At 64.1% G+C, this 15,577-nt stretch carries 19 protein-coding genes; 15 read left to right on the forward strand and 4 right to left on the reverse strand.

The features are described from left to right. Positions 1-10: 10 nt before the first annotated feature. On the reverse strand, positions 11-1,006 hold the full coding sequence (locus R4P65_RS00755; RefSeq protein ID WP_230816937.1) for an HAD family hydrolase: 996 nt from the start codon (positions 1,004-1,006) through the stop codon (positions 11-13). A 200-nt stretch (positions 1,007-1,206) separates the two neighbouring features. On the opposite strand from R4P65_RS00755, the gene R4P65_RS00760 reads away from it, so the two are divergent. The 12 genes from R4P65_RS00760 to R4P65_RS00815 all read left to right on the forward strand — a co-directional run bounded on the left by R4P65_RS00760 (position 1,207) and on the right by R4P65_RS00815 (position 9,986). Continuing rightward, a complete protein-coding gene (locus tag R4P65_RS00760) occupies positions 1,207-1,467 on the forward strand; it encodes a glutaredoxin family protein (protein ID WP_003941953.1) in 261 nt (86 codons plus the stop codon). Positions 1,468-1,608: 141 nt separating this feature from the next. Further along, a complete protein-coding gene (locus R4P65_RS00765) occupies positions 1,609-2,496 on the forward strand; it encodes a redox-sensing transcriptional repressor Rex (protein ID WP_230816938.1) in 888 nt (295 codons plus the stop codon). Next, on the forward strand, positions 2,493-3,854 hold the full coding sequence (locus R4P65_RS00770) for a glutamyl-tRNA reductase (protein WP_317825119.1): 1,362 nt from the start codon (positions 2,493-2,495) through the stop codon (positions 3,852-3,854). Before R4P65_RS00765 ends, R4P65_RS00770 begins: the two co-directional genes overlap by 4 nt. Next, positions 3,851-4,825 (forward strand): hydroxymethylbilane synthase, encoded by a 975-nt coding sequence (hemC, locus tag R4P65_RS00775; RefSeq protein ID WP_317825120.1) that lies wholly within the window; start codon positions 3,851-3,853, stop codon positions 4,823-4,825. Before R4P65_RS00770 ends, hemC begins: the two co-directional genes overlap by 4 nt. A gap of 60 nt (positions 4,826-4,885) precedes the next feature. Beyond that, the gene (locus R4P65_RS00780) at positions 4,886-6,448 is read left to right on the forward strand and encodes a uroporphyrinogen-III synthase (RefSeq protein WP_003941969.1); all 1,563 of its coding nucleotides are present in this window, start codon (positions 4,886-4,888) and stop codon (positions 6,446-6,448) included. 75 nt (positions 6,449-6,523) lie between these two features. Beyond that, complete coding sequence (hemB, locus tag R4P65_RS00785; protein ID WP_317825121.1) at positions 6,524-7,498, forward strand: porphobilinogen synthase; 975 nt, start codon at positions 6,524-6,526, stop codon at positions 7,496-7,498. A 73-nt stretch (positions 7,499-7,571) separates the two neighbouring features. Next, positions 7,572-8,234 carry a hypothetical protein gene (locus R4P65_RS00790; protein WP_230816941.1) on the forward strand — a complete coding sequence of 221 codons (663 nt, stop codon included), beginning with the start codon at positions 7,572-7,574 and terminating at the stop codon, positions 8,232-8,234. A gap of 57 nt (positions 8,235-8,291) precedes the next feature. After that, positions 8,292-8,447 carry a hypothetical protein gene (locus tag R4P65_RS00795; protein WP_317825122.1) on the forward strand — a complete coding sequence of 52 codons (156 nt, stop codon included), beginning with the start codon at positions 8,292-8,294 and terminating at the stop codon, positions 8,445-8,447. A gap of 15 nt (positions 8,448-8,462) precedes the next feature. After that, on the forward strand, positions 8,463-8,900 hold the full coding sequence (locus tag R4P65_RS00800) for a hypothetical protein (protein WP_042951199.1): 438 nt from the start codon (positions 8,463-8,465) through the stop codon (positions 8,898-8,900). After that, positions 8,893-9,408 carry a hypothetical protein gene (locus R4P65_RS00805; RefSeq protein WP_317825123.1) on the forward strand — a complete coding sequence of 172 codons (516 nt, stop codon included), beginning with the start codon at positions 8,893-8,895 and terminating at the stop codon, positions 9,406-9,408. The genes R4P65_RS00800 and R4P65_RS00805 overlap by 8 nt, the downstream gene beginning before the upstream one ends. Then, on the forward strand, positions 9,401-9,688 hold the full coding sequence (locus R4P65_RS00810) for a hypothetical protein (protein WP_317825124.1): 288 nt from the start codon (positions 9,401-9,403) through the stop codon (positions 9,686-9,688). Before R4P65_RS00805 ends, R4P65_RS00810 begins: the two co-directional genes overlap by 8 nt. A gap of 16 nt (positions 9,689-9,704) precedes the next feature. After that, complete coding sequence (locus R4P65_RS00815; RefSeq protein ID WP_003942012.1) at positions 9,705-9,986, forward strand: metal-sensitive transcriptional regulator; 282 nt, start codon at positions 9,705-9,707, stop codon at positions 9,984-9,986. Positions 9,987-10,092: 106 nt separating this feature from the next. On the opposite strand, the gene R4P65_RS00820 is transcribed toward R4P65_RS00815, so the two are convergent. From R4P65_RS00820 to R4P65_RS00830, 3 genes are all read right to left on the reverse strand, one after another. After that, positions 10,093-10,263, reverse strand: a complete 171-nt coding sequence (locus R4P65_RS00820; protein WP_317825125.1) for a hypothetical protein — start codon at positions 10,261-10,263, stop codon at positions 10,093-10,095. Between the two features lie 192 nt (positions 10,264-10,455). After that, on the reverse strand, positions 10,456-12,387 hold the full coding sequence (locus R4P65_RS00825) for an acyl-CoA dehydrogenase (protein WP_317825126.1): 1,932 nt from the start codon (positions 12,385-12,387) through the stop codon (positions 10,456-10,458). Between the two features lie 60 nt (positions 12,388-12,447). Next, positions 12,448-12,795, reverse strand: coding sequence for a hypothetical protein (locus R4P65_RS00830; RefSeq protein WP_230816946.1), 348 nt, complete (start codon positions 12,793-12,795; stop codon positions 12,448-12,450). 110 nt (positions 12,796-12,905) lie between these two features. Here R4P65_RS00830 and hemL point away from each other — a divergent pair, with 110 nt between their 5' ends. From hemL to R4P65_RS00845, 3 genes are read left to right on the forward strand one after another with little or no spacing between them, the layout of a single operon-like run. After that, the gene (hemL, locus tag R4P65_RS00835; RefSeq protein WP_317825127.1) at positions 12,906-14,231 is read left to right on the forward strand and encodes a glutamate-1-semialdehyde 2,1-aminomutase; all 1,326 of its coding nucleotides are present in this window, start codon (positions 12,906-12,908) and stop codon (positions 14,229-14,231) included. 60 nt (positions 14,232-14,291) lie between these two features. Then, complete coding sequence (locus tag R4P65_RS00840) at positions 14,292-14,951, forward strand: histidine phosphatase family protein (protein WP_230816948.1); 660 nt, start codon at positions 14,292-14,294, stop codon at positions 14,949-14,951. A 20-nt stretch (positions 14,952-14,971) separates the two neighbouring features. After that, the gene (locus R4P65_RS00845) at positions 14,972-15,577 is read left to right on the forward strand and encodes a TlpA disulfide reductase family protein (protein WP_317825535.1); all 606 of its coding nucleotides are present in this window, start codon (positions 14,972-14,974) and stop codon (positions 15,575-15,577) included.

Below are 15,577 nucleotides of genomic sequence, written 5' to 3' on the forward strand. Positions count from 1 at the left end.
CCGCACCCGCTCAGGCGTTCTGTTCTTTGCGCCTTGCAAGAATTGCCGCGAGCGCCCCGCCGACAGCTCCGAGCACGAGCGCCGTCGGTACGCCGATCTTGGCCGCTTTTCGTCCGGTGCGGAAATCGCGAACTTCCCAACCACGGTTCTTCGCGAGTTCACGAAGATCTGCGTCGGGATTGATCGCCACGGGCGTCCCCACCAAAGAGAGCATCGGCACGTCGTTGTGGCTGTCGGAGTAGGCGGAACAGCGCTTGAGATTGAGTCCTTCACGTACGGCCAGTGTCCGCACGGCGTGAGCCTTGCCCATGCCGTGCAGGATGTCGCCGACGAGCCGGCCGGTGAAGACGCCGTCCTCACTCTCGGCGACGGTGCCCAAGGCGCCGGTCAGTCCCAGTTTCTCAGCGATGACCTGAGCAAGTTCGACAGGAGTCGCCGTCACCAACCACACCTGCTGTCCGGCGTCGAGATGCATCTGGGCCAACGCTCTCGTGCCTGGCCAGATCTTGTCGGCGATGACCTCGTCGTAGATCTCCTCGCCGAGGCGGGCGAGTTCGGCAGTGGATCGACCGGCCACGAATGACAGTGCTTTCTCACGGCCCTCCGCGACGTCGTCACTACTTTCTCTGCCGGTGACTCGGAACTTGATCTGCTTCCATGCGAAATCGACCAGATCCGAGGTCTTGAGATACTTGCGAGCAGCGAGACCACGGGCGAAGTGGATGATCGATGCGCCCTGCACCATGGTGTTGTCGACGTCGAAGAATGCGGCGGCCGTGAGGTCGCGCGGAACGGTCGGCGGCTCTTCGCCAGTTTCGGGTTCTGTGGGGTTGGAAGCTTCGTGCAACGCCAGGGCTGCATCAGCACTCGCCTCGCCGGCGAGATTGGCTCGAACTTCCGACTCACTCGGGCCCAGCGGATTTTTCACATGGCGACGTCCGGGGAGTATGACCCCGGCCAGCCCTGATCCGAATCCGGAGCCGTTCGGTAGTGATCGCGCAGGCACCCGCACCTCCCGTGTTGCACTCTCGAGCAGAGAACTCTTCGAGTCAGCCTATCCTCCGCAATGAGGCCCGATGGGTTGGATGGCGACCTTCCCTGGGGTGTGTGACGTTCCTCTCCGCCGATTTGGTACCGAGTGGGGCTCTGGAGGCACACTCGACCGATCAAGTAGATGGCATCCCAGCTGAAGAAAGGTCTGCGTCGATGACTGCAGCTACGCATGAAGTAACCCTGTTGACACGCGCAGGATGCGCGTCCTGCGTCGGCGCGGCGGAGGTACTGCGACGGGTCTGTTCCGAGTTCGAGCTGGAATTGACGTGCATCGACGTAGACGAAGCTGCCGCGACGGATCCAGAGCTGAGAGCGGAGTACGGGGACAGATTGCCGGTCATTCTTCTCGACGGACGCGAGCACGGTTACTGGGAAGTTGACGAAGAACGCCTTCGCGACGATTTACGCAAGTAAGGCAACCCTCAAAGATGTCCGCGGAGCCGCTTTGCAGGTGAACGGCACATCGAACCCGTCTCGAGCAACTTTGTGCATGGGTTCACAAGCGGTTACCGTGGTGTGAACATTCCCCCCGGAGCATCGTGGAGGTCGACAGTCGTGTCGACCGGACGAGGAGCCAGCGACGTGACCGAACCGCACCAGACGCATGAGCCTGTGGCTCAGCGCGTCACCGGCGCTGCGGGCTCTTCTGTCACCGACGCTGCCAGCGCCTCGGTCACCGACTCGATCGTTCAGGATCGCGTCATCCCCCAGGCTACGGTGACGCGCTTGGCCGCATACCTGCGGGTCCTCGGAGTGATGTCCGACCGGGGTACCTCCATCGTCTCGAGCGAGGAGCTTGCCCAGGCGTCAGGCGTCGGATCAGCGAAATTGCGCAAAGATCTGTCGTTCCTCGGACCCAACGGCGTCCGCGGCGTCGGGTATGACGTCAACAGGCTCCGCATTCGCATCGAGCGTGCACTCGGACTCGATCGTGGGCACAAGGTCGTCCTCGTCGGAGTCGGAAACCTCGGCAAGGCGCTGGTCGGCTACGGCGGATTCAGCCGCCGCGGTTTCGAGATGGTCGGACTCTTCGACAGTGACGCAGATCGAATCGGAAGCAGAGTCGGCGACCTCGTCGTGCGTAGCACCGAGGAACTGACCGTCGCCTGCCGCGAACTGAACGCGACCATCGGCGTCATCTCCACACCGGACGAAGCAGCGCAGGGCGTGTGCGACCAGTTCGTCAGCGCCGGGCTGCGCTGCATCATGAGTTTCTCGCCGATCGCCCTCGACGTTCCCGATCACGTGGAACTGCGGCGCGTCGATCTGGCCGTCGAGATGCAGGTTCTCTCCTTCAACAGTGCGCGCAATGCCGATCAGGCATCCAGCGCGCCGCGAGTACGCGTGGCTCACGCCGCATCCGCTTCGTCAGTTCCATCCACCAGTTCACCCGCTCCGGTCGGAGCAGGTTCGACAAGAAACGGATCAGTGATCGCGCCGTGAGTGTTCTGCTTGTCGGGGTCTCGCATCGAACCGCGCCCGTCCCGGTGCTCGAGCGAGTAGCTGTTACCGACACCGATCGTCCGAAGCTGATCGACAAGCTTCTGGCGTCCTCGCACATCTCCGAAGCGATGATCGTCTCCACCTGCAACCGCGTGGAGGTCTACGCGGTGGTGGACGCGTTCCACGGTGCTCTCACCGAAGTCGGCGAGATCCTGGCCGACCATTCAGGTCTCGACCTGACGGCGCTGCACGCTCACGCTTACGTCCGCTACAGCGAAGCAGCGGTCGAACACCTCTTCGCGGTAGCCAGTGGCCTCGACTCGATGGTGATCGGCGAACAGCAGATTCTCGGCCAGATCCGTTCTGCCTACGCATCTTCGGATGCGCAGCAGGCCGCTGGACGCGTCGTCCACGAACTGGCTCAGCAGGCACTGCGCGTCGGAAAGCGAGTGCATTCCGAAACCGGAATCGACTCCGCCGGAGCGTCAGTCGTGTCCGTGGCTCTCGATCGTGCAGCCGGCATCATCGGCGAGGGCGGCCTGGTCGGCCGCACTGCCGTGGTCGTCGGGGCAGGCTCGATGGGCGGTCTGTCCGTCGCGCACCTCACCCGTGCCGGAATCGAACGCATCGTCGTCGTCAACCGGACGCAGGAACGTGCCGAGCACCTCGCCGAGACAGCACGCTCCAACGGCGTCGACGCCGACGGTGTTGCTTTCGACCAGCTTTCGGCCGCGATGGCGCAAGCCGATGTCATGGTCACCTGTACCGGCGCGGTCGGGGCAGTGGTCACCCTGGCGGATGTGCACCGCGCACTCGCCGAGCCCGATCGCAACAACACCAAGCACCTGGTCATCTGCGACCTCGGGCTGCCGCGCGACATCGATCCCGCCGTCGCCGGCCTGCCGGGTGTCACCGTTCTCGACATGGAGACGCTCCAGCGTGATCCGGCGGCAGGCGCCGCCGCTTCCGACGCAGATGCCGCACGCACCATCGTTGCCGGCGAGCTTGCGACGTACCTTGCGGGACAGCGTCTCGCCGAGGTCACTCCGACCGTCACGGCTTTGCGTCAGCGCGCCGCCGACGTCGTCGAAGCCGAACTGATGCGGCTCGATTCGCGTCTACCCGGCCTGGACGATCCGCAGCGCGACGAGGTTGCGCGCACCGTGCGCCGCGTCGTGGACAAGCTTCTCCACGCCCCGACCGTGCGCGTCAAGCAACTGGCGTCGGCCCCCGGCGGCGACTCCTACGCAGCAGCGCTGCGCGAACTCTTCGAACTCAGCCCCGGATCTCCCGCGGCCGTGGCCACACCCACCGATCTGGTGGACGGCGACCGCACTGGAAGGGACCTGCAGGCATGAGCGTCACCACCCCGCAATCGGGGAGCCCGCTGCGGATCGGCACTCGCGGAAGTCTTCTCGCGACCACACAGGCCGGAACCGTGCGCGATGCCCTCATTGCAGCCGGACATCCCGCCGAGTTGGTCATCATCAAGACCAAGGGCGATCAGTCCACGGATCCAGTCCAGAAGATCGGCGTCGGAGTATTCACCGCTGAGCTTCGAGAAGCCTTGCTGGACAACCGCGTCGACGTCGCAGTGCATTCCTACAAGGACCTGCCGACCGCGCAGGATCCACGTTTTGTCATCGCTGCGATTCCGCCTCGTGAGGATCCGCGTGACGCGCTCGTCGCCCGCGACGGTCTGGTCCTCGGCGAGCTTCCGGCCGGTTCCAAGGTGGGAACCTCGGCGCCGCGGCGTGTTTCACAGCTGAAGGCACTCGGGCTCGGCCTCGACATCGTGCCGCTGCGGGGCAACCTGCAGCGTCGCCTCGGCAAGGTCGAATCCGGTGAACTCGATGCCGTGATCCTCGCCCGCGCCGGCCTGTCCCGGATCGGCCTGCTCGATCTCATCACCGAGAACATCGAGCCCGTACAGATGCTCCCCGCCCCGGCGCAGGGCGCGTTGGCCGTCGAATGTCTTTCTGCCAATACGGAATTGGCAGCAATTCTGGCCGAGCACGACGACGCGGGTACCCGAGCAGCAGTCACTGCCGAGCGTGCACTTCTCGCCGAGTTGGAAGCCGGATGCACAGCGCCGGTAGGTGCGATTGCAGAAATCGTCGAATCCCTCGACGACGACGGCAGAATCTTCGACGAACTGTCGGTACGCGGCTGCGCAGCCGCCATCGACGGCTCGGACGTCATCCGTACCGGCGCCGTCGGTGCGCCGGACAAGGCCGAGGAACTCGGCCGAGCGGTAGCGCGCGAGTTACTCGAACTCGGCGCCCGAGAGTTGATGAACGTGACCACAGGCGAGGCAGCCGATGTTTGACGCCCCACTTTGCACTTGCACCAAGTTCCCATTTCGATACAGCGCACTGGAGAATCACCGATGACCCGAGTCCGAAAGAACACTCCCGGACGGATCCTGTTCGTGGGATCGGGACCGGGCGACCCCGCCCTGCTCACCGTTCGCGCACGTGACGTCCTCACCGGCGCCGCAATGGCATTCACCGATCCGGACGTCGACAAGGGCGTCGTCGCGCTCGTCGGCATCGACATGGGTCGTGACGAGGAGACCGGCGAGCTGATCGCGGACGTGCGTCCGGCACTCGGTGAGCCGGCCGAGGTTGCAAAGACATTGGTCCACGAGGCCAAGAACGGCCACGACGTCGTGCGTCTGGTCTCCGGTGACCCGCTGACCACGGATTCCGTGATTGCAGAAGTCACCGCGGTCGCTCGCACGCAGGTTCAGTTCGAGGTCCTCCCCGGTCTTCCATCCGGTTCGGCAGTGCCGAGCTACGCCGGTATGGCGCTCGGCTCGGGTCACACCGAGGCCGACGTTCGCGGTGAAGTCGACTGGGCTGCTCTGGCCGCTGCACCGGGACCGCTTGTCCTGCATGCAACGTCAGGACACCTCGCCGAGACCGCCAGCGCGCTGGTCGAGAACGGCTTGGCTCCGCAGACGCCTGCTGCCATCACCGTCCGCGGCACCACTCGTCAGCAGCGAACCGTCGAGGCAACTCTCGCCACGCTCAACGAAGCGGGATCCGAACTGGTGGGCTCGCTCATCGTCACCGTCGGGAAGGTCGTCGCGCAACGCAACAAGATGTCGTGGTGGGAATCTCGCGCTCTGTACGGCTGGACCGTCCTCGTGCCGCGCACCAAGGATCAGGCCGGCGAGATGAGCGACCGTCTGGTCACTCACGGAGCGATCCCGATCGAGGTTCCGACCATCGCCGTCGAGCCGCCTCGTAGCCCGGCTCAGATGGAGCGTTCGGTCAAGGGTCTCGTCGACGGTCGTTACCAGTGGGTCGTCTTCACTTCCACCAATGCTGTTCGCGCAGTGTGGGAGAAGTTCGAAGAGTTCGGTCTCGACGCTCGTGCCTTCTCCGGCGTGAAGATCGCCTGCATCGGTGAAGCAACCGCAGCCAAGGTGCGCTCGTTCGGTATCAACCCCGAGCTGATCCCGACCGGTGAGCAGTCCAGCGAAGGCCTGTTGGCCGAATTCGCCCCGTACGACGACGTTTTCGATCCGGTCAACCGGGTTCTGTTGCCGCGCGCGGACATTGCAACCGAAACCCTCGCCGAGGGCCTGCGTGAACGTGGTTGGGAGATCGACGACGTGACCGCATACCGCACCGTCCGGGCAGCGCCGCCGCCGGCCGAGACCCGCGAGATGATCAAGACCGGTGGGTTCGACGCCGTCTGCTTCACCTCGTCCTCGACCGTGCGTAACCTCGTCGGCATCGCCGGCAAGCCGCACGCTCGCACGTTGGTCGCGTGCATCGGCCCGAAGACGGCCGAAACCGCTATCGAGTTCGGTCTGCGCGTCGACGTGCAGCCCGAGACCTCTCAGGTGGGACCGCTGGTGGAGGCTCTGGCCGAGCACGCAGCTCGTCTGCGCGCCGAAGGTGCTTTGCCGCCCCCGCGTAAGAAGTCTCGAAGGCGCTAGCGCACCCGTGAGTGGTTGAGGAGTCTGTGGGCTCCTCAACCACTCACAGGTCCCGACGAAGGAGGGCTACTTCTCGTGTTTCCCACTCATCGCCCTCGCCGGCTCCGGCGCACCCCAGCGCTCCGGCGACTCGTGGCAGAGACCTCGCTCGAACCCCGGCACCTCGTTTTGCCGATGTTCGTTGCCGACGGCATCGACTCGCCGCGTGAGATCAGTTCCATGCCAGGCGTTTTCCAGCACACACTCGATTCGCTGCGGTCCGCCGCGGTGGAAGCGGTGGAAGCCGGTGTCGGTGGCCTGATGCTCTTCGGTGTCCCCAAGGCGGAGGACAAGGACCCACAGGGTTCCGGTGCCTCCGATCCCGACGGCATCCTCAACGTCGGATTGCGTGCGCTGGCAGAAGAACTCGGTGATTCGACGGTCATCATGGCCGATACCTGCCTCGACGAGTTCACCGATCACGGCCACTGCGGCGTGTTGACTGCCGGCGGTGCTGTCGACAACGACGCAACCTTGATTCGATACGTCGAAATGGCTCTCGCGCAAGCGGAATCGGGTGCGCACCTGCTCGGACCCAGCGGCATGATGGACGGTCAGGTGGCTGCTATCCGCGGTGCGCTCGATGCATCCGGGTATGTCGAGGTCGGTCAGCTCGCCTATGCCGCGAAATATGCGTCAGCGTTCTACGGACCGTTCCGTGAAGCTGTTGGATCCTCCCTGCAAGGTGATCGTCGTACCTATCAGCAGGACGGTGCCAATCGCCGCGAGTCGATGCGCGAAGTAGACCTCGACATCGCCGAGGGTGCCGACATGGTGATGGTCAAGCCGGCGATGTCCTACCTCGACATTCTGCGTGAGACGGCAGACCGGTCTCCAGTTCCGGTCGCGGCGTACCAGATCTCGGGCGAGTACTCGATGATCACGGCCGCTGCGCAGAACGGGTGGATCGATCGGGATGCCGCGATTCTCGAATCGCTCACCAGCATTCGCCGGGCCGGTGCCGATGTGGTCCTCACTTATTGGGCGTCGGAAGTCGCCGGATGGCTGTGACGGTGTCACTCATGGTGGCTGTGACGGTGTCACGCATGGTGGCTGCGCCGGTATCGACCGATACGCTGGTCTCATGACCGAGCAGTGGCCGCCGTCGCGCCAGGAACCGCCCCGCCGGGAACCTCCCTACGAGAACCAGCCGTTCGAGAACCAGCCGTACCGCGAACTCGGACCGATGCCTACCGGTCAGATCCCGGGATACGGCCCCGGTTACAACGGATACCCGGGGCCTGCGCCGAAACCCGAGCCGCCGACGGATGTCGTGACTGCGATTCAGTTGTGGTGGGCTGTGACGGCGCTGGGGTTGGTCCAGGGCGGCGCGATGATCTGGATGCTGCTCGGGCAGAAGTCGATGTTCGTCGACGAGATGCTCAGAAACCAAGCAGCTGTCGATGCCGGCCTGACGCGTTCCGACGTGGACGGTATGTTCCCACTGGTCATCGTATTCTCCGCAGTGCTGGTCGTGATCGTCACCGCGGTGTTCCTTCTGTTCGTGCGCTCGATGAGTCGCGGCAAGAACTGGGCTCGAATGTTGCTGACGTTCTGTGGCGTCTTCATGCTGGTCTCCGCGATCCCGGTGATCTTCGGGCTCGGCGGCGACGGCGGCGCGGCCACTTTGCTGTTCGGTGGAGCGGAAATCCTGCAGGCAGTTGCTGCTGTCGGCGCGATTGTGATGATGCACCGAAAAGAGTCCAATCCGTACTTCCTTCGTTTCCCCCCGGCGGGGAACCGGTAGGTAGCTCGGGGTACTGTGAAACGGGTCACTGCAGTAGTAGGGGAGAGGTCGCACGCGATGAGTTCTCAGGACGCCCTGCGCACAGAAAGCACCCACGACGCGCCACTGCGCCAACGTGGTTCACGCACCGAAGTGATCTTGTTCGCGATCCTCGGCGCCTCTGTTCTGGTGACACTCCTGATGCTCATGATTCCGGGCATCGTCAGCGGATAGCGCACACTTGAACCCGTGAGTATCTCTACGAAGGTCAGGCGCCCGACAGCCGTCGAGGCAGCATTTTGGCTGTGGATCGCCAGCGCGTTCCTACTCATACTCTTCGGCCTGATCAACGTCACCAGCGCGTCGTATTCGCTGCGCGAGCAGTTCACCGATCAAGGCGTATCGGCTGGAAACATCGATATCTACGTCACCTTCGTGCGGGTGTCCGGGCTGGTTCTGCTGTTGACCGGTCTCGCGATCGGCGGCCTCGCCGGTCCTACGCGCGCCGGAAAACCTCTCTGTCGACGGATACTCGTGATCGTGTCCGGAGTATTCGCGGTGCTGCAGATCGCGCTGGTCGTGGCCGGGATCAGTACCGTGCTCGCGCTTGTTGTTCCCGTCATGCTGATCTGTGCCTGCATTGCGATCTACCGAGACACCACACGAAGTTGGTTTGCCCGTGGCTGACCATGCTCCCGAAAGCGGCCCGGACGTTCTCTACTACGAACCGGGTTCGCGGTGGTGGGCCGTCGCGTTCGGTCCGATCTTCTGCCTGATCGCTTTGGTCATCGAACTGTTCACCGGCCCCGTCGTGCATTGGTTCGGTCTGGCGATGTTTGCTGTGATTCTCACCGGATTGGTGTACGTGCAGGTGATTGCCGCGCGCCGGCATGCGAGCGTACTTCTGACCGCGACTACTTTGCGTCAGGGAACCGAAGAGGTGCCGATCATCGAGATCGCCGAGGTGTTCCCAGAGTCCGACGACGCGGCCTACGAGGACGAAATGGAACCGTGGGAAACCGCACGCGCACTCGGTGAGCTGTCCGGAGTGCCGAGGCGTCGGCACGGTATCGGCTTGCGTCTGACCACCGGGGGATTGGTGCGGGCGTGGGCCAAAGACGATCAGGCACTTCGGGAGGCGTTGAGCCAGGTTGTCACGGTTGGTGTGGAACCAGACGGGTGTGCCGATGACTGAGTCGCAGCCATCTCCGCTCGTCGACGTGAAGACGTGGATCGGTGTCCTCGGCATCGTCGCCGCCACGATTCTGGCGATCGTGTGCTGGCGGTCGGGTACGACGACTACCGACTTCGGCCCGATATTGGAGGGCGCTCCGCCGTTCGAGAGCACGCACTACGACGGCCTCTGGATCTCGGGTGCCGGGGTGTCGATTCTGGTTGCGGGGCTCATGGCCATCGATGTCGTGCGCCGCGTCCGGGTGGGCTTCGTCGCATCCCGCTGGCCCTCATACGGGTAGGGGGTATACTTGCGGTATGAGTAGTTACAGCCCCGAGCAGGACGATCTGCTCAAACGCCTTCGTCGTATCGAAGGTCAGGTAGCCGGAATCTCGCGCATGGTCGCAGACGACCGGTACTGCATCGACGTGCTCACCCAGGTGTCCGCCGCGACGAGCGCGCTGCAGTCCGTATCCCTGAAGCTTCTCGACGCCCACCTCGCAGGTTGCGTCGTCGAAGCTGCCAAACAGGGCGGTCCGGAAGCGGATGTCAAGATCAAGGAAGCTCAGGCAGCTATCGCTCGCCTCGTTCGTTCCTGAACGACACGGTTCGTTCGACCCCTTCGGTATCAACATCCCCCCGACGGGTGTTCGTGATCGCGATTCGATTCGATTCGATTCGACGGTTCGCTGACGAGGTCTTCGCTCAGTACTGATCGATCAGTGTCTGCATCGCCCGACCGCAGTGTTTTGCGGCGATCTTTGCAGTGTTGACGGTGCTGGTCTTCGTCAACTTCCCGAGTTCGGGCGGCGCCATCACGGTGTCGTTCCAGCCCGGTGTCGTTCCTGCCGAGATTCTGGCAGCACATTCGTTCATTCTGGCGCAGATCGGCGGCCATGGAGCCCCATTCGCTCCGTCGTCTACTTGGGCGGCGAGGCGGTACTCGTTCTGGGCATCTGGTTGATCGCGGCACTCGGCCTGACCGGACTGGTCGCCTCTCGCCAGTCGAAAAGGGCGGCAGCACACTAAGTGCGGTGGGGTCGGCGATTGCCGACCCCACCTAACCGCCTACTTCAATCGCACAGTGTCCGTACCCGGTCCGTCCAACATTGCCGACCCCAGCAGGATCTCCGGAATGCCGAACCCGTCGATCAGCGTCTCGACGTGGGGGCGCAGGGTGCGGCAACGCTCGTTGATCCCGCGCGTAACGGCCTTCGAACGCTCCACCGACAGCTGCCGGTGCTCCATGAACCAGGCCTTGTCCTCCTCGATGACGGACAGTGCATAGAGGTCGCACACCTCGCCGAAGAGTTCCTTTGCGGTCTCGTCCTCACAGGAGTCGATTCCGGCGACGAATGCTTCCAGGATGACGCGCTCGATGTGTGCTTGCGCGGCTTTGAGCACGTGGTCCTGCACGAAATTGAACGCGTCGAAGGGGTTCTCCTCGCGCTTCTGTGCAGCCTGCAATCGCCTTGCCGCAGTGGCGAGTAGGTACTCCTCGCGGTCCTCGAACATCTTCATCTGGGTGCCGCGGTTGAAGAGGCTGCCGTCCTCTTCGTTGTCCTGGCGGGTGTCGACGATCGTCTGCAGGATCTGCTGCGCCGCCGTGCGCTTCTTGACCACGTCGGAGACCGTCGTAGCGGCGAAGCGCATCCAGTCGACCGGGCTCATGCCGCGTACTTCGTCGGCGTAGGAGGTGAGCAGTTCCTTGGCGACCAACTGCGTCAGAACGTGGTTGTCGCCCTCGAACGTGGTGAACACGTCGGTATCCGCCTTGAGCGCGGTGAGACGGTTCTCCGCGAGATAGCCTGCGCCGCCGCACGCTTCGCGTGCCTCCTGGATGGCCCGCGTGGCATGCCACGTGTTGGCGGCCTTGAGTCCGGCGGCGCGACCCTCGAGTTCGCGCTGCTCCTGTGGATCCGGGTCGTCGCTGCTCTGGATGTCGTGCATCGCGGCAACAAGTTCGTTCTGTGCGAACTGCAGTGCGTACGAGCGGGCGATCAACGGCAACAGACGCTTCTGGTGGACGAGGTAGTCCATGATCAGAACCTCGTCGTCACTCTTCGGAGCGCTGAACTGCCTGCGCTGCAAGGCATATCGACCGGCGATGGCCAATCCTACGCGGGCGGCAGCTGCTGCCGAACCACCGACCGTGACACGTCCGCGAACCAACGTGCCGACCATCGTGAAGAAACGGCGGTTCGGGTTGTCGATCGCCGAGCTGTACGTGCCGTCCTCGGCGACGTCGGCGTAACGGTTGAGCAGGTTCTCACGCGGGATTCGAACCTGGTCGAAGACGATGCGGCCGTTGTCGGCTCCGGGTAGTCCGCCCTTGAGTCCGCAGTCGGACGTCGTGACGCCGGGGAGGTCGTTGCCGGCGTCGTCGCGGATCGGCACGACAAAACAGTGGACGCCCTGGCTTTCGCCACCGGTGATCAACTGAGCGAACACCGCCGCGACGGTGGCGTGCTGTGCAGCGCCGCCGATGTAGTCCTTGCGCGAGGACGGAGTGGGGGAGTTGACGACGAACTCGCCCGTCTCGACGTCGTAGGTTGCCGTGGTCTCGAGTTCTTGTACGTCGCTGCCGTGGCCGGTCTCGGTCATCGCGAAGCAACCGAGTAGGTCCAGATCGATCAGCGGTTTGACGTACGCCTGGTGGTGACGCTCGGTGCCGAGGTTTTCGATGGCGCCGCCGAACAATCCCCACTGGACGCCGGCCTTGACCATCAGTGAGAGGTCGGACATCGCGAGCATCTCGATGCTGGTGACGGCGCCGCCGGCGTCGCCCGTTCCGCCGTGAGATACCGCGAAACCGTTTGCGGCGTAACCGAGATCGGCGAGAACCCGCATCTGTTCGAGAGCCTTGGAACGCGCTATGGCGGTGTTGGGTGTGTAGTGCGGAGCAAAACGTTCGTCGTTCAATTCGCCGCGAACGCGCTCACGCACCTCCCGCCAGCGTCCGTCGAGTGTTGTCCTGAGGTGGTCCGCTGTGGTGGCCATGGAACCGACGATAGCGCGTAGCGCACCGCGGGCAACCCGGTTCGATCCCAACCCTCACATTCAGCAGGAGCCTGCGGCGCCCGCTTCGATTCCCTGACGGAAGAGTTCCTTCTCGCTCTCGGACATAGCCTGGTACGAAGGGTCGTTCTCGACGATCTTCAGGAAGTCGGCTCCCGCCGTCTGTGTCGACGTGTCGCCGCTCTGAACACGCTGCTGAACGTAGACGGATACGGCCGAACACCCGCCGAGAAACGCGGGCTCGGTGCTCGTTGCCGCGGTCGTTCCAACCGCCTCCGTGGCACTTGGCGACGACGAAATTGTCGCCCTGTCGTCACTGGAAGCGTCCGAACCACACGATGTGAGAAGAATCGCAGCCGAGACCATCAGCGTCGTCAACAGTCGCTTCATGCCCGGAATCGTCTCACGCGGGGCCCGGTTCGACCGGAAAACTCGCCCCGAGCACCGAAGTCCTACACCCTGTCGTTGTCAGATTCGACAGAACTGGGACACTGGAAGCCGTGACTGTGTCTTCCGGTGATCCCGACGTGCATGCAACGAACTCCGCTCGGCTCTTCGAACGTGCCGGCAACGTGATTCCGGGTGGCGTCAACTCGCCCGTCCGCGCGTTCGGTTCGGTCGGCGGAACACCGCGATTCATTCGCGAAGCGTCCGGCTGCACCCTCACCGACGTCGACGGGAACAACTACGTCGACCTGGTGTCGTCCTGGGGTCCGATGATTCTCGGGCACGCTCACCCCGCAGTCGTCGAAGCCGTTCGCGAAGCAGCCCTCGGAGGTCTCTCCTTCGGTGCGCCCACCGAAGGCGAAGTTGCTCTCGCCGAGGAAATCGTCGCCCGCGTCGCGCCCGTGGAAAAGGTTCGTCTGGTCAACTCCGGAACCGAAGCCACGATGAGCGCAGTCCGCCTCGCCCGCGGATTCACCGGGCGTACCAAGATCATCAAGTTCTCCGGTTGCTACCACGGCCACGTCGACGCCCTTCTCGCCGACGCCGGATCAGGCCTCGCGACCTTCGGACTGCCGACCTCGCCCGGTGTGACCGGCGCGCAAGCCGAAGACACCATCGTCGTCCGCTACAACGATCTCGACGCAGTGGCCGCGGCGTTCGCCGCCAACCCCGGCGCCATCGCGTGCGTCATCACCGAAGCTGCCGCCGGAAACATGGGCGCTGTCGCGCCGCTTCCCGGCTTCAACGAGGGTCTGCGTCGTCTCACCCGTGAGCACGGCGCACTCCTGATCATGGACGAGGTGATGACCGGATTCCGCGTCAGTGCCTCGGGCTGGTACGGCATCGACAACGTCGCAGGTGACCTCTACACCTTCGGCAAGGTCATGAGCGGCGGCCTGCCCGCCGCAGCATTCGGCGGCCGCGCCGACATCATGGGCCACCTCGCACCGGACGGTCCCGTCTACCAGGCCGGCACCCTTTCGGGTAACCCCGTAGCCGTCGCCGCCGGACTCGCGAGCCTGCGCGCCGCCGACGCCGAGGTGTACGCCAAGCTCGGCCGGAACGCGACCGCCCTCGGCGACCTCATGACCCAAGCACTCACCGCCGAAGGCGTCGAACACCGAGTGCAGTACGCAGGCACCTTGGTGAGCGTGTTCTTCACCGAGAACACGGTGACCAACTACGACGAAGCCAAAGCTGCGCAGACCTGGCGATTCCCCGCCTTCTTCCACGCGCTGCTCTCCCGTGGCGTATACCCGCCGCCGAGCGCATTCGAAGCGTGGTTCGTCTCCGCAGCACTCGACGATCGAGCATTCTCGATCATCGCCGACGCCATGCCTCACGCAGCCAAGGCCGCAGCTGCTGCCGTCAAGCCCTGACCGGTTTCAGAACACCCGCACGCTTCCGACATCCATCATCTTCAGCGAGGACCCTCGACTGTGACCGACGCCGATCACCCCGACCACACGTCCACCCGCACCATCGTCCATGTCCTTCGCCACGGCGAAGTTCACAACCCGCGCGGGATCCTCTACGGACGGCTCCCGGGCTTCCGGTTGTCGGTGGCGGGCGAGGCACAGGCTCGTGCGGTCGCATCCGTGCTCTCCGATCACGACATCACCCACGTGGTCGCGTCGCCTCTGCAGCGCGCGCAGGAAACCGCGGCTCCGATCGCCGAGGCGCACAAGCTCGACATCGTCACCGACGAGAACCTCATCGAGGCGGGCAACGAATTCGAGGGTCTCAAGGTAGCTGTCGGTGACGGTGCGCTCTCGCGTCCGCGTCACTGGTGGAAACTGCGTGACCCGTTCACCCCCTCCTGGGGCGAGCCTTACTTGCAGATCGCCCATCGGATGCTGGCAGCCGTCAACGCCGCACGCGTCGCGGCAGTCGGACACGAAGCCGTCGTTGTCAGCCATCAGCTTCCGGTCTGGACTTTGCGTCGATTCCTGCAGGGCGAGCGACTCTGGCACGACCCCCGTCACCGTCAGTGCGGACTGGCCTCGTTGACGTCACTGGTCTACGAGGGCGACACCTTGGTCGACATCGTCTACTCCGAACCTGCCGGTGCCTCCGACCCGAGAGTGACAGGAGCATGACTCCGCTCCGCTCCGGTGGCATGATTTCGCGCCGCATCGCCGCAGCATTCGCAGCCGCTGCGTCGGCGATGCTTCTTCTCTCGTCCTGCGCGACCGGCGACGACGCCGTCGCACAGGGCGGAACTTTCGACTTCGTCTCACCGGGCGGACAAACCAAGATCTTCTACGATCCGCCGTCCGACCGAGGCACCATCGGCAAGCTCTCCGGGCCCGATCTGATGAACGAAGGTCAGAAGGTCGGCGTCGAGGACTTCGAGGGCAAGGTCGTCGTCCTCAACGTCTGGGGTCAGTGGTGCGGGCCGTGCCGCGCCGAAGCCGACGATCTGGAACAGGTCTACGAGCAGACCAAGGATTCGGGCGTGCAGTTCCTCGGCATCAACGTCCGCGACGACACCAAGAACAAAGCGCAGGACTTCGTGGTCGACAACAAGGTCTCGTACCCGTCGATCTACGACCCGTCGATGCGTTCGCTGATCGCCCTCGGTGACGGCTACCCCACGTCGGTCATTCCGACGACGATCGTCCTCGATCGCCAGCACCGCGTCGCCGCGGTATTTCTCCAAGAACTTCTCGCCGAGGATTTGCTGCCCGTCGTCCAGCGAATAGCTCAGGAAGACGCGCAGTAG

It is taken from the genome of Rhodococcus sp. IEGM 1318, assembly GCF_033142465.1.
In the GTDB taxonomy this organism is placed as follows: domain Bacteria; phylum Actinomycetota; class Actinomycetes; order Mycobacteriales; family Mycobacteriaceae; genus Rhodococcus_F; species Rhodococcus_F qingshengii_B.